14 protein-coding genes are annotated in these 13,868 nt (G+C 65.8%); 8 read left to right on the top strand and 6 right to left on the bottom strand.

The window, feature by feature from the left end:
• Position 1 precedes the first annotated feature (1 nt).
• The 3 genes from HWX53_RS00650 to HWX53_RS00640 are packed head-to-tail and all read left to right on the top strand — an operon-like array spanning position 2 to position 3,190.
• A complete protein-coding gene (locus HWX53_RS00650) occupies positions 2–1,033 on the top strand; it encodes an ABC transporter ATP-binding protein (protein WP_175938492.1) in 1,032 nt (343 codons plus the stop codon).
• Positions 1,030–2,034 (top strand): peptide ABC transporter ATP-binding protein, encoded by a 1,005-nt coding sequence (locus tag HWX53_RS00645; protein ID WP_175938490.1) that lies wholly within the window; start codon positions 1,030–1,032, stop codon positions 2,032–2,034. The genes HWX53_RS00650 and HWX53_RS00645 overlap by 4 nt, the downstream gene beginning before the upstream one ends.
• Positions 1,979–3,190 carry a TraB/GumN family protein gene (locus HWX53_RS00640; RefSeq protein ID WP_175938488.1) on the top strand — a complete coding sequence of 404 codons (1,212 nt, stop codon included), beginning with the start codon at positions 1,979–1,981 and terminating at the stop codon, positions 3,188–3,190. Before HWX53_RS00645 ends, HWX53_RS00640 begins: the two co-directional genes overlap by 56 nt.
• A 21-nt stretch (positions 3,191–3,211) precedes the next feature.
• Here HWX53_RS00640 and HWX53_RS00635 read toward each other — a convergent pair whose 3' ends face one another.
• From HWX53_RS00635 to pxpB, 5 genes are all read right to left on the bottom strand, one after another.
• On the bottom strand, positions 3,212–4,168 hold the full coding sequence (locus tag HWX53_RS00635) for a DUF979 domain-containing protein (protein ID WP_175938486.1): 957 nt from the start codon (positions 4,166–4,168) through the stop codon (positions 3,212–3,214).
• Complete coding sequence (locus HWX53_RS00630; RefSeq protein WP_175938485.1) at positions 4,165–4,884, bottom strand: DUF969 domain-containing protein; 720 nt, start codon at positions 4,882–4,884, stop codon at positions 4,165–4,167. The genes HWX53_RS00635 and HWX53_RS00630 overlap by 4 nt, the downstream gene beginning before the upstream one ends.
• A gap of 137 nt (positions 4,885–5,021) precedes the next feature.
• Entirely contained in the window at positions 5,022–5,768 is a 747-nt protein-coding gene (pxpA, locus tag HWX53_RS00625) for a 5-oxoprolinase subunit PxpA (protein WP_175938483.1), read from the bottom strand.
• Positions 5,769–5,808: 40 nt separating this feature from the next.
• Positions 5,809–6,840, bottom strand: a complete 1,032-nt coding sequence (locus HWX53_RS00620) for a biotin-dependent carboxyltransferase family protein (RefSeq protein WP_175938481.1) — start codon at positions 6,838–6,840, stop codon at positions 5,809–5,811.
• Positions 6,837–7,490 carry a 5-oxoprolinase subunit PxpB gene (gene pxpB / locus HWX53_RS00615; protein WP_175938479.1) on the bottom strand — a complete coding sequence of 218 codons (654 nt, stop codon included), beginning with the start codon at positions 7,488–7,490 and terminating at the stop codon, positions 6,837–6,839. Before pxpB ends, HWX53_RS00620 begins: the two co-directional genes overlap by 4 nt.
• A gap of 177 nt (positions 7,491–7,667) precedes the next feature.
• Here pxpB and HWX53_RS00610 point away from each other — a divergent pair, with 177 nt between their 5' ends.
• Complete coding sequence (locus tag HWX53_RS00610; RefSeq protein ID WP_175938477.1) at positions 7,668–8,180, top strand: winged helix DNA-binding protein; 513 nt, start codon at positions 7,668–7,670, stop codon at positions 8,178–8,180.
• A 7-nt stretch (positions 8,181–8,187) separates the two neighbouring features.
• Here HWX53_RS00610 and HWX53_RS00605 read toward each other — a convergent pair whose 3' ends face one another.
• Positions 8,188–8,808, bottom strand: a complete 621-nt coding sequence (locus tag HWX53_RS00605; RefSeq protein ID WP_175938475.1) for a 5-formyltetrahydrofolate cyclo-ligase — start codon at positions 8,806–8,808, stop codon at positions 8,188–8,190.
• A gap of 20 nt (positions 8,809–8,828) precedes the next feature.
• Between HWX53_RS00605 and HWX53_RS00600 the strand changes: the two genes are divergently transcribed.
• From HWX53_RS00600 to HWX53_RS00585, 4 genes are all read left to right on the top strand, one after another.
• Entirely contained in the window at positions 8,829–10,796 is a 1,968-nt protein-coding gene (locus HWX53_RS00600) for a lytic transglycosylase domain-containing protein (RefSeq protein WP_175938473.1), read from the top strand.
• A 123-nt stretch (positions 10,797–10,919) separates the two neighbouring features.
• A complete protein-coding gene (locus tag HWX53_RS00595; RefSeq protein ID WP_175938471.1) occupies positions 10,920–11,876 on the top strand; it encodes a complex I NDUFA9 subunit family protein in 957 nt (318 codons plus the stop codon).
• Positions 11,877–11,888: 12 nt separating this feature from the next.
• Complete coding sequence (locus tag HWX53_RS00590) at positions 11,889–12,512, top strand: glutathione S-transferase family protein (protein WP_175938469.1); 624 nt, start codon at positions 11,889–11,891, stop codon at positions 12,510–12,512.
• Entirely contained in the window at positions 12,509–13,771 is a 1,263-nt protein-coding gene (locus HWX53_RS00585; RefSeq protein ID WP_175938467.1) for a multifunctional CCA addition/repair protein, read from the top strand. Before HWX53_RS00590 ends, HWX53_RS00585 begins: the two co-directional genes overlap by 4 nt.
• Positions 13,772–13,868 lie beyond the last annotated feature (97 nt).

Below are 13,868 nucleotides of genomic sequence, written 5' to 3'. Positions count from 1 at the left end.
CATGACCGATCTACTGACTATCCGTAACCTGCAAGTGACGTTCGGCGGCACGCAAGCGGTCGATCGCATCAACTTATCCGTGAAGCCGGGCGAAGTCGTCGGCGTCGTCGGCGAATCCGGCTCGGGCAAGAGCGTGACGATGATGGCGCTGATGGGCCTCATCGACCATCCCGGCAAAGTCACCGCCGATCAGATCACCTTCGACGGCCACGACTTGCTGAAGGCATCGGCGCGCGCTCGCCGCAAGATCATCGGCAAGGACATCGCGATGGTGTTTCAGGACGCGCTCACGAGCCTGAACCCGAGTTACACCGTCGGCTATCAGATCAAGGAAGTGCTGCGCCTGCACGAAGGCTTGCGCGGCGATGCGCTCAACAAACGCGCGCTCGAACTGCTGGACCAGGTCGGCATTCCGGACGCGAAGAACCGCATCGACACGTTTCCGCATCAGTTGTCCGGCGGCATGAACCAACGCGTGATGATCGCGATGGCGGTCGCGTGCAATCCGAAGCTCCTGATCGCGGACGAACCGACCACCGCGCTCGACGTGACGATTCAGGCGCAGATCATGGAACTGCTCGTGCGATTGCAGAAGGAGCGCGGCATGGCGCTTGTGCTGATTTCGCACGATCTCGCGGTCGTCTCCGAGGTCGCGCAGCGCGTCGCGGTCATGTACGCGGGCGAGATCATCGAGACGAACCACGTGCCGGCCATTTTCAGCGAGCCGCATCATCCGTACACGGAGGCGTTGCTCGCCGCAATTCCGGAGCACAGCCGCGGCGCGGCGCGGCTCGCGGCGCTGCCGGGCATGGTGCCGGGCCGCGACGACCGGCCGAGCGGCTGTCTCTTCGCGCCGCGCTGCAAGTATGTGGTCGATGACTGCTGGAAGGGCAGGCCGCATCTGTATCAGCTCGACGCGCGGGATGCCGCCGTGCGCGCGCGCTGCATCAAGCCGCTGAATGTGGCGCAGGAAGTCGCGCAAGCGGTGCGCGCCGAACGCGAGGCGCAGATTGTCGAGGAGGGCGCGCGATGAACGCGGTACCGAAGGAAAAGACGCAGGACATCGTGCTCGCCGCCGACCGGCTCACGAAGCACTACACCGTAAAGCGCAGCATGTTCACGCAAGGCACGGTGAAGGCGCTCAACGGCGTGTCGTTCGAATTGCAGCGCGGTCGCACGCTCGCGGTCGTCGGCGAATCGGGTTGCGGCAAGTCCACGCTCGCGCGGCAATTGACGATGATCGAAGCGCCGACGTCCGGCCGGCTGCTGATCGAAGGCGAAGACGTCGCGGGCGCGAGCAAGGCGAAAATCGCGGAACTGCGTCAGCGGGTGCAGATGGTGTTTCAGAACCCGTTCGCATCGCTGAATCCGCGCAAGACCGTCGAGCAGACGCTCGGCGAGCCGCTCGCGATCAACACGAAGCTCTCGTCGACGGAACGCGCCGAGCGCATCGCGCAGATGATGCGCACGGTCGGCTTGCGCCCCGAGCACGCGTCGCGCTATCCGCACATGTTTTCGGGCGGGCAGCGTCAGCGCGTGGCGATCGCGCGGGCGATGATTCTCGATCCGCAGATCGTCGTCGCGGACGAACCCGTGTCGGCGCTCGATGTGTCCATTCAGGCGCAGATTCTTAATCTATTCATGGATCTGCAGCAGCAGTTCGGCACGAGCTACGTCTTCATTTCGCACAACTTGTCGGTGGTCGAGCATATTGCCGACGACGTGATGGTGATGTACTTCGGCGGCATTGCCGAACTGGGCGACAAGAAGACGATCTTCGCGAATCCGCGGCATCCGTACACGCGCTCGCTGATGTCCGCGACGCCCGCGATCTTCGAGGAAGACCGGCGCATCAAGATCAAGCTGCAAGGCGAGATGCCCTCGCCGCTCAATCCGCCGTCGGGCTGCACGTTCCATCAGCGTTGCCCGTATGCGATCGAGCGGTGCCGCGTCGAGGAGCCGGCGCTGCGAGTGGTCGATGGCCGTCAGGTCTCGTGCCATCGCGCCGAGGAGGTCGGTGAAGGCGACGCCTGAATCGCAGGCGGCGCGGCCGGTCGCTGACCGGGCGCGCCGCGTTGCATCGAGTGCGGCGGCGCTCGCGGTCTGCGCGGCGCTGTGGGTCGCGGCGTTGTCCGCTCGCGCTCGATGCATGGTTCTGGCGTCAACGATGGCGTTTGCAATCGGCCTCACCGTTTCGCCCGCGAGTTTCGCCGTCACCGGATCGCGTGCGCCGCCGGGCGGCACGCCGCAGCCCGCCGGCGAGGCCAGCGCGACCGACGTGCCCGATCCGCCCGCGCAGCCGTCGCGCGTGGATCGCAGCAACGGCACCACGGCAAGCGGCCCCGTGCGCGCGCAGCCGCCGCACATGCCGTTCTACGTCGCGACGAAGGGCGCGACGACGCTCTACGTGCTCGGCACGCTGCACGTCGGTTTCGCGAGCGACTATCCGCCCGAGCAGCCTTTTCGCCAGTCGATTCTCGCGGCGCTCTATGCGTCGCCGACCCTCGCGCTCGAAATCTCCCCGGACGAACTGCTGTCGTCGCAAGACGACGTGAACCGCTATGGCATGTGCCATAGCGAATGCCTCATCGACTATTTGCCGGATTCCATGTGGAAGAAAGTCGAAGCGCGCATGCGCAGCAATCCGGCGGCGCTCAAGGAACTGCGGCATACGCGGCCGTGGCTCGCGTCGATGCTGATCGAAACCTACGACACGCTGAAGGCCGGCTTCCAGAGCGAGTACGGCACCGAGGCGCAATTGCAGAACGTCTATCTGCGCGTGCGCGGGAAGATCGTCGGACTGGAGACGTTGAACGAGCAGATTTCGACGTTCACGCGGCTCACGTCCGCGCAGCAACGCGAGATGCTCGCGGAAGATCTGGTGCAGACGCCGGCCGAGAACATCGCCGACGTGAAGGAACTGCATCGGCTATGGCGTATTGGCGACGCCGACGCGCTCAAAGCCTGGGACGACGCGAAAAGCAGCAAGCTCGCGCGGTCGAAGGCACTCGCCGCGCAAGTGGACAACCGCGTGGTCTACGAGCGCAACCGGCGCTTCGTCGCGCGGATGGTGCAGCTCGCCGCGCCCGACAAGCCGGTGTTCGTGGCCATCGGCGCGCTGCATCTGGGCGGGCCGCGCGGCGTGCTTGAGTTGCTGAGAAAGCGCGGGTTCGTGGTCGCGCCTTCCTGACAATCGAGCGCGACCGCCGCATCAGATGAACATCAGCCAGTTCAGCAAGAAGATGTTCACGATCAGCAACGTCAGCGCGGTGGGCACCTGCACCTTGATGACCGCGTTCTTGTCCGGCAATTCCAAAAGCGCGGCCGGCACGATGTTGAAGTTCGCGGCCATCGGCGTCATGAGCGTGCCGCAGTAGCCCGAGAACATGCCGATGGCGACCATCGTCGCGGGATTGCCGTGGAACACGCCGACGAGAATCGGCACGCCGACGCCGCCCGTCATCACCGGAAACGCGGCGAAGCCATTGCCCATCACCATCGTGAAAAGCGCCATGCCGATGCAGTACACCGCCACCGCGACGAGCCGGTAATCCATGTTCACGTAAGCCGTCGTCACGTGCGCGACCGCCTTGCCGACGCCCGCATCCGAGAACACGAGCCCGAGCATGCCGAGCATCTGCGGCAGCACGGCGGCCCACGACAGCGCGTCGATCAGGCGGCGCGTTTCGCGCATCGACTGGCCGACGGTATCGCGCGTCATCACGCACGCCACCGCCAGCGCGATCACGCAGCCGATGCCGAAGCCGATCAGCGTCACGTTCTTCAGTTCGATCAGCGGCTTGCCGCCGAACACGAGATGGCTCGCGCCGAGCGTGAGGATCACGGTGACGACGGGAATCGTCAGCGCGGGCACGAAGAGCTTGTTGCCGAGGCGCATGGCGCTCTGGCGGCGCGTTTCCTCGGAGAGCATCTTCGGCTTCGCGCCGGTGACGCCGCCGAAGCCCGCGATCAGCGCCATCGCCACGACCAGCACGCCGACGACCGACACCGGCAGCCAGTCGCCGATCAGAAAGATGAGCGCATAGACGAGCCAGAACGTGCCCGCCGAAAGCCGCCGCGGATGCGACTTGTCCGTGAGAATCATGCCCGAGACGACCACGAGCACGATGCCGACGAGATAGAACAGATAGTTGATGGTGAGCGTCATGCCTTTTCTCCCGCGACGTTGCGCGTCAGTGCGTCGAGTTCGCGCGTCAGTTGGCGGTCGAGCAGCCACAGCCGGAAACCGTGGATCAGGAACGCGCAGATGGCCGTGGGGATGCCCCAGACGGCGACGTGCATCGGCTCCACCACGATGCCCGCTTCCTTCAGGAACGTGACCATCAGCACGATCGCGCCGAACGCCACGAAGATGTCTTCGCCGAAGAAGAGGCCCACGTTGTCGGTCGCCGCCGCATACGCGCGCAGCTTGAAGCGCACGGCGTCCGAGAGCTTGCCGTGACGCGCTTCGGTCGCGCCTTCGGCCATCGGCGCGAGAAGCGGCCGCACCATCTGCGGATGACCGCCCAGGCCCGTCAGACCGACGGCCGCCGTCAGCTCACGCACGAGCAGATAGACGATCAGAAGACGCCCGGCCGTCGCCGCGCGAATGCTCGAAATCCAGATCTGCGCGCGCTCGCGCAGCCCGTGGCGTTCGAGCAGGCCGATCACCGCGAGCGGCAGCAGGATGATGAGCGGAATGTTGCGCGTCTTCAGAAAGCCGCTGCCGATGGCGGTGAGAATGCGCTCGGGCGGGAAGTGCGCCGCCAGGCCGGTGACGATCGCGGCGGCGGCCACGATCAGCATCGGATTGAAGCGCAGCACGAAGCCCACGATGATGACGGCCACGCCAATGAGCGGCCATAAATTGACTGCGGTTGCCATGAGATCTCCAAACGGTTTGTCGATTCAAACATCGCGCCTCGATGCGGGCGCGTGGTGACAGCGAACGACTATCGGCTCTTGCGGCCGCTTGCTAAAACGCCCCGGCAAGGCGGGGCGTTCGATGCTTCAAAAAAGGCTCAGGCGGCTTGAGCGGCGCGAACGCCGATGCCCGCATCCGCGAGCGCGCCGCGAATGCGCCGGGCGAACGCCAGCGCGTGCTCGCCGTCGCCGTGCAGGCAGATGGTCTGCGCGTTGAGCGGCACCCAGTCTCCCGAAACGGCCTGCACGCGCTGGTCGCGGACCATCGAGAGCGTGCGTTCGAGCACGGCGTCTTCGTCGTCGAGCAGCGCGCCCGGCTCCTTGCGCGGCACGAGCGAACCGTCCGCGCGATAACCGCGATCCGCGAACACTTCTTCGATGGCGACGAGCCCCGCGCGCCGTGCCGCGTCGATGAGTCCGCTATTCGCGAGACCGAACACGAGCAGCGACGGATCGAAGTCGCGCACGGCGGCGGCGATGGCATCCGCGATTTCGGGCGTCCTGGCCGCCTGGTTGTAGAGCGCGCCGTGCGGCTTCACATGCGCGATGCGCCCGCCTTCCGCCTTCGCGATCGCCGCGAGCGCGCCGAGTTGATACAGCACGCCGGCGTAGATTTCGTCGGGCGGCAGGTCCATTTCCTTGCGGCCGAAGTTCTCCGGATCATTGAAGCTCGGATGCGCGCCGATCGCGACGCCCTTTTGCACCGCCCAGCGCACGCAGTCGCGCATGGCAGTCGCGCCACCCGCATGCCAGCCGCACGCGATGTTCGCGGAGCTGACGAGGTCGAGCAGGGCTTCGTCGGAGCCGCAGCCTTCGCCGAGATCGGCGTTCAGATCGATCTGCATGATGATGTCGTTTGAAGTAGTCGTTGCGTTGCGTTGTCCTTCATCGCCCGATGCGTTCTTCGTGCATGGCGATGGCCGTTTCCACCTGGCTCACGTACTGGCGTTCTTCGGCGAGCGCGTGGCGCGCTTCCTCCACCGATGTCTCGACGAAGCGCACGCCGCCGTTCAGCCGCACTTGCGCGAGCTTCCACAAGTCGGCCTTGATGACCGCCCCGATCTTCGGATAGCCGCCCGTGGTCTGCGCGTCGCCCATGAGGATGATCGGCTGGCCGTTCGGCGGAACCTGAATCGTGCCGGGCAGCACCGCGTGCGAGAGCAGTTCCGTCTTCGCGCGGCGCTCGAGCGGCGTGCCGGCGAGCCGGAAGCCCATGCGGTTGCTATTCGGCGTGATGGTCCATTCGTCGTCCCAGAAGTCGCGCTGCGACTCGTCGGTGAAGCTCGCGTACTCCGGGCCGCGCAGCACGCGGATCGGCGCGGCCCACGCGAGGCCGGGCGCGTGGCGGCCGCGACGCACGGGTTCATCGACGAGAACGAACTTGCACCACGCGGGCGCTTTCACGCCGAACGCGGGTTCTTCCGGCGAGAACGCGATGCCTTTGTGCGGCTGCGGCACGCCAACCGGCAAGCGATCGCCGTCGCGCAGCGCGCGTCCGCCGAGTCCGCCGAAGCACGCGCCGAGATCGGTGCTGCGCGAGCCGAGCATCGGCAACACGTCGATGCCGCCCGCGATGCACACGTAGCAGCGCATGCCGCGCTTGGCCGCCCGCAGCGTCAGTTCCTGGCCCGCGCGAACAGGCAGGCTCCACCACGAATAGACCGGCACGTCGTCGAGCGTCGCGCCGAAGTCCGTGCCCGTGATGGCGATGCGCGTCGCGCGCTTGAAGCGCAGCACGGTCGGCCCGAACGTCACTTCGATGCCCGCCGCATCCGGCCGGTTGCCGACGATGCGATTGCCGATTTCGAGCGACAGCGCATCGAGCGCACCGCCCGAACTGACGCCGAGATGCCGGTAACCGGGGCGGCCCAGGTCCTGCACCGAGGAGAGCACGCCCGCGCGAATCACGTCGATCATGCGCGCACCTCCACCGCGGTGAAGCGCACACGGTCGCCGGGCTGCATCAGCGTCGGCGGATTGCGCGCCGGGTCGAAGAGCTTCACGTCCGTGCGGCCGAGCAGTTGCCAGCCTCCCGGCGACGTCGCCGGATAAATGCCCGTCTGCGCCCCGCCGATGCCAACCGATCCCGCCGGCACTTCGAGACGCGGCTCGCGGCGGCGCGGCATGTGCAGCGCGGGATCGAGCCCGCCGAGATAGGCGAAGCCCGGCTGGAAGCCGAGAAAGAACACGATGTATTCGGCTTGCGTATGACGCTTCACGACTTCATCGACCGACAAGCCGACGTGCTCGGCCAGCGCCACGAGGTCGGGGCCGTCGTCGCCGCCGTAGCGCACCGGAATGTCTATCTGCGTGCCTTCCGTGTCGGCGTGGCCCGCGACGTCCCATTGCGCGTCGAGTTGCGCCGCGAGGCTGTCGTAGTCGGCCTCGAGCGGATCGAACACGATCGTCAGATTGTTCATGCCCGGCACGACTTCCACGACATGCGGCAAGAGGCGCGCGTAATCCGCGAGCGTCCAGATGCGGCGCTGGCAGTCGATCGTGGCGGGCGGCGCGACGTCGCAGACGAGCGCGCTTTCGCCGAGCGGATAGATTCGTGGTCTGGTCATGCGTTCGAGTATGTCCTTCGAGCACGGCGGCGTTTTCGTGGGAGACCGCTTTCGCCACGCCGTCTCAGAATGTTACATTGTCAATAAATTATCAAGAAATTATCAATACGCGTTTGTCTGGAGTGTGGCGCGAACGCATTGCGCTACACTGCGACGCACTTTTCTACGGTCATCGCCATGTCGCGTCAGCCAACCAAGATCGTGTCGTCCGAGCACCTCGTCTCCGAAACCAGCGCGGAACTCTCCGAATTCGAGTACGCGCTCATCATGGCGAGCAACGCGTTCAACCGATGGATGGTGCGCTGCATGTCGGCGGCGGGCGCGAAAGACATGACGGCGGTGGAAGTGTCGCTGCTGCATCACGTGAATCATCGCGACCGCAAAAAGAAGCTCGCGGACATCTGCTTCGTGCTGAATATCGAGGACACGCATGTGGCGACCTACGCGCTCAAGAAACTCGTGACGCGCGGCTATGTGACGAGCGAAAAGGCCGGCAAGGAAGTGTTCTTCACGACGACGCCGGCGGGGCGCGAGCTGTGCGGCAAGTACCGCGAGGTGCGGGAAAGCTGCCTGATTTCCGCGCTGCGCGAAAGCCGGCTGACCAACGAACAGATCGGCGAGGCGGCGCAACTGATGCGCAACGCATCGGGCCTCTACGACACCGCCGCGCGCGCGGCGGCGTCGCTCTAAGCGCGGCTCAGTAACGCGCCGCTTCGGTGACGATCGCATCGAGCGGCATGTCGTGCGATTCGCGCGGCAAGGCGCCGAGCTTGCCCATTTCATACGCTATGCCGATGGTCGCCGGCTTCTTCGCGACCGGCCACGCCGCGAGCGTGCGGTCGTAATAGCCGCCGCCGTAGCCGAGGCGATACCGGTCCACATCGAAACCGACGCACGGCACGAGCAGCAATTCCGGCACCACGACTTTTTCTTCCTCCGGCACCGGAATGCGATAGCGGCCGGGCTTCATCGGCGATTGCGCGTGCCATGCGTGAAAGGCCATCGGCGCATGCGGCTGCACGACGACCGGCAGCGCGGCCTCGCGATCATCGTCCGATGCGAGCCATTGCGCGATGACCGCGCGCGCGTCGAATTCGCCCGCCACCGGCCAGTAAAAACCGATGCGCCTTACCGCGCGCTCATCGAGCAGCGCGCGCAGCCGCTCGGCCAGCGCCGCGTTGCGCGCCGCTTGCACCGGGTCTTCGGCCTGCGCCTCGCGGCGCGCGAGCAGCGTGGCGCGCAGGGCGCTCTTCGGCTCCGCGCGGACAGGTTCCGCGCAAACGTTGCGTGCTATGCTTTCAACCGATCTTTGGACCACCTCGCGCTCCAGTAATAACGATGTCAAAACGCTTCAACCGAGTATATCTTGCGGTCGGTTACGCCCTTGCCGCCGCGACGCTCGTCGCCTGCGGAACGGCCTCGGCCGTGCGCCCGGACGCCGACTTTTCGCCGTCCGCCGACGACCGCGTCTTCATGCAGTTGCGCGAGGCGGCCCGGGCGAACGACGCCGGCCGTGCCGCCGCGCTCGCCGCGCAAATTCCGAATTATCCGGCGCCGGGTTACGTCGAATACTTCACGATCAAGCCGCAGCTTTTCGATGCCCAAGGCCACGCGCGCCCCGACGCACCCGACGCGCCGGTGCTCTCGTTCCTGCAACGCTACGACGGTCAGGCCATTGCCGACCGCATGCGCAACGACTACCTCGTGGTGCTCGGCGGCCGTCACGACTGGCGCAACTTCGAGCAGCAATATTCTCGCTTCGTGCTCAATGACGACACGCAGGTCAAATGCTATGCGCTCGAAGCGCGGCAGTCGCGCGGCGAGAACATTGCGGAGGCGGCGCGCGCGCTGCTCGTCGATCCGAAATGGTACGGCGACGGCTGCGTCGATCTGATCGCGGCACTCGCGGAGTCGGGCCAGTTCACGAGCGACGACATCTGGCAGCAGATCCGCCTCGCCTATGAGCAAAACTACACGACGACCGGCGCGAATATCGTCGATGCGCTCGGCCAGGAACGGCCGAAGCCCGAACTGCTCGACAACGCCGTCAACAAGCCGCCGCTGTATCTCGCGCGCGGCGTCATGCCGAACACGCCGGCGCATCAACTGACGCTGCTCGCGGTCACGCGCATGGCGCGCAACGATCCGGCGATGGCCGCGGCCACGTTCAGCTCCGTCGCGCCGAGTCTCACGCCGGCCGAGCGCGCGATCGGCTGGGGCACCATCGGCTATCAGGCGGCGTTGAAGCGCATGCCGTCGGCGGCGGACTGGTATCGGCTGTCGGCGAATGCGCCGTTGTCGAATCCGGCGTACGAATGGCGCACGCGCAGCGCGCTGCTCGCGGGCGACTGGAACATGGTCCGCTGGTCCGTCGAGCAGATGCCGCCCACGCTGCGCAGCCAGCCCGCGTGGGTCTACTGGCATGCGCGCGCCGTCAAGCAGGCGGGCGACGCGGCCACGGCGAATCAGGAATTTCAGAGCATTGCGGATCAATACAACTTCTATGGCCAGCTCGCGCTGGAAGAGCTCGGCCAGAAGATCACGCTGCCGCCGCGCACGACCGTCTCGGACGCCGAGATCGCGCAGATGCAGTCGGTGCCGGGCTTCGCGCTGTCGCAGCGTTTCTATGCGCTCAACATGCGGCTCGAAGGCAATCGTGAGTGGAACTGGCCGCTGCGCAGCATGACTGACCGTCAGTTGCTTGCCGCCGCGCAATATGCAAAGCGCATCGAGCTGTACGACCGCACGGTGAACACCGCCGACAAGACCAAGACCGAGCACGATTTCACGCTGCGGTATCTGTCACCGTTCCGCGAGATCGTCGAGCGCGACGCGCAAAGCACCGGGCTCGACACCGAATGGGCGTACGGTCTGATTCGCCAGGAATCGCGCTTCATCATCAATGCGCGCTCGGAAGTGGGCGCGGGCGGCCTCATGCAGTTGATGCCCGGCACGGCGCAACTCGTCGCGAAGAAGATCGGTCTCGGCTCGCTCTCGCGCGCGCAGATGAACGATATCGACACCAACATTCTGCTCGGCACGAACTACCTGTCGATGATCTACAATCAGTTCGACAACTCGCCGGTGCTCGCCACCGCCGGCTACAACGCCGGTCCGGGCAGGCCGCGTCAATGGCGGCAGGACTTGCGCGCGCCGGTCGAGGGCGCGGTTTTTGCTGAAACCATTCCGTTTTCCGAGACGCGCGATTACGTGAAGAACGTGCTGTCGAACACCGTGTATTACGCTGCGCTGTTCGAAGGCCGTCCGCAATCGCTGAAGGCGCGGCTGGGTTATATCGCGCCGTAAGCGCGCTTCACGCCGCGCCGCGCTCGGCCATCCGTTCATCGGAAGCACGCGCGGCGGCTCGTCCTTACCTCGTAGCCCCGCATTCGTCAGCGCAAGCGGACAGCCGCGACACAAGAGGCGAACATGCAACATCAGAACGTGGCGATCATCGGCGGCTCCGGCTTTATCGGCAGCCATCTCGTCAACGCGCTGGTCGATCTCGGCAAAAACGTGCGGATTGCGACACGGCGTCGCTCGAACGCCGCGCATCTCACGTTATTGCCGGTGGACGTGCTCGAAACCGATGTGCACGATCCCATCAAGCTCGCCGCGTTCGTCGCGGAAGCCGATGCGGTCATCAATCTCGTCGGCGTGCTTCAAGGGCGGCGCGGCGATCCGTACGGCCCCGAGTTCGCGCGAGCGCATGTCGAACTGCCGCGCAAGATCGTCGCGGCGTGCGCGGCGAAGGGCGTGCGCAGGCTCATTCATATGAGCGCGATCGGCGCGGACTCCGAAGGTCCGAGCATGTATCTGCGCTCGAAGGGCGATGGCGAGAAGCAGGTCCGCGAATCCGGCCTCGACTGGACCATCTTCCGCAGTTCGGTGGTCTTCGGCCCCGAGGACAATCTGCTCAACCAGTTTGCGTTTCTCGAACGGCTCTTTCCGGTGATTCCGCTTGCCTGCGCGAACGCGGAATTCCAGCCGGTTTTCGTCGGCGATGTCGCGAAAGCCATCGTCAACGTGCTCGACCTCGATGCGGCGAACCGCATGGTCTACGAACTGGCGGGCCCGGCCGTCTATACGCTCGCGGAACTCGTGCGCTTCGCGGGCGCGACCATCGGCAAGCATGCGCGCATCGTGAAGCTGCCGGAGAGTCTCGGCCGTCTTCAGGCGATGACGCTCGAAATGGCGCCCGGCGAACCGCTGATGTCGCGCGACAACCTCGATTCCATGAAGACGCCGAGCATTGCGAGCGGGCCGCTCGCGCCGGAACTGGGCATCGGCGAGCCGGCGAGCATCGAGGCCATCGCCCCGCTGTATCTCACCGGCATGTCGCCGCGTTCGCGCTTCAATACTTTCCGCGCCACGGCGCACCGTTGATTCCCCGACCGCATGAAACTCGTTATCGGCGACAAGAATCTGTCATCCTGGTCCATGCGTCCCTGGGTGCTGCTCAGGCATTTCGGCATTCCGTTCGATGAAGCGCTTATCCGGCTCGGCCAGCCCGGCACCAAAGCGAAGATTCTCGATGTGACGCCGTCGGGCAAGGTGCCGTGCCTCATCACCGATAGCGGCGAGACCGTGTGGGATTCGCTCGCCATCATGGAAACGCTCGCCGAACGGTATCCGCAGCATGCGCTCTGGCCGCGCGATGCCGCCGCCCGCGCGCACGCGCGCAGCATCAGCGCGGAGATGCATGCGGGCTTCGCCGACCTGCGCCAGAACATGCCGATGCAGATCACGGCGCGCGAGCCCGGCATCGGCGCGACGCCCGGCACGCTCGCGGATATCGCGCGGATCGATGCCATCTGGACCGGCTGTCTCGCGCAGTCGGGCGGGCCGTTCCTGTTCGGCGATTTCTGCATAGCGGACGCGATGTTCGCGCCCGTCGTCATGCGCTTCAACTCGTACGCGCCCGCCATCAGCGAAGGCGCGCGCGAGTACGGGGCTCGCGTGACGGCGCTGCCGGCCGTGGCCGCGTGGATCGACGATGCAAAGAAGGACAACGCGCGATGAATATCTACGCGGTAGGCGGTGCGATTCGCGACGCGTTGCTGGGCGTGCCGGTGGTGGACCGCGATTACGTGGTCGTCGGCGCGACGCCCGAGCAGATGGTCGCGCAAGGGTACAAGCCCGTCGGCAAGGACTTTCCGGTGTTTCTGCATCCGGTCACGCACGAGGAATACGCGCTCGCGCGCACTGAGCGCAAGACGGCGGCGGGCTATCACGGCTTTCAGTTCTACTATTCGCCGGATGTGACGCTGGAGGAGGACTTGGCGCGCCGCGATCTCACGATCAACGCGATGGCGCGCGAGGTCAACGCGGCGGGCGAGCTGACGGGCCCGGTGATCGACCCGTTCAACGGACAGAGCGACCTGAGCGCAAAGCGTTTCCGGCATGTGGGCGATGCGTTCATCGAAGATCCGGTGCGCATACTTCGGCTCGCGCGTTTTGCGGCGCGTTTCGCGGATTTCACCGTCGCGCCGGACACGGAAGCGTTGATGAAAAAGATGGTCGAAGCCGGCGAAGTCGATGCGCTCGTTCCCGAGCGCGTGTGGCAAGAGATTTCGCGCGGGCTGATGGAGAAGCGGCCGTCGCGCATGTTCGAAGTGCTGCGCGGCTGCGGCGCGCTCGCGCGGATTCTGCCGGAAGTGGATGCGCTATGGGGCGTGCCGCAACGCGCCGACTATCACCCGGAAGTGGACACGGGCGTGCATGTGATGATGGTCGTGGACTATGCGGCCTCGCAGGGCTACGCGCTGCCGGTGCGCTTTGCCGCGCTCACGCACGATCTCGGCAAGGCGACGACGCCGGACGATATCTTGCCGCGGCACATCGGGCATGAGGGACGCAGTGTCGACTTGCTGAAGCCGTTGTGCGAACGCCTGCGCGTGCCGAACGAATGCCGCGATCTGGCGCTGCTCGTCGCGCGGGAGCACGGCAATATTCATCGCGTGATGGACATGGGCGCGGCGGCGCTCGTGCGGCTTTTCGAGCGCACGGATGCGCTGCGCAAGCCGGCGCGCTTTGCCGAGGCGCTTCAGGCTTGTCTCGCGGATGCGCGGGGGCGGCTCGGGCTCGAGCACAAGGCGTATCCGCAGGCGGAGCGGCTGCGGGAGGCGCTTGTCGCGGCGCGGTCGGTCGATGCCGGGGCGGTGGCGCAGCGGTTCGCGCATGAGCCTTCGCGGATCAAGGATGCGGTGCATGAGGCTCGGGTGGAGGCGGTCGGGCGGGTTTTGAGCGGGGGGCGCTCGGGGGCGCTTTCTTCTTCTTGAACGTTGGGTTCTTGTAGGATTGGTGCGCTTCTTTTTTCGTGGAACGAAGGAAGCGGCAGATGACCACCAAGCGCCATTGCCGAGCTAACCGCGCCGC

The sequence above is a fragment of the Caballeronia sp. BCC1704 genome (assembly GCF_902833455.1).
GTDB lineage: Bacteria > Pseudomonadota > Gammaproteobacteria > Burkholderiales > Burkholderiaceae > Caballeronia.
Note: the sequence above shows the minus strand (reverse complement) of the source record. Positions and strands in the feature narration are given on the sequence as shown.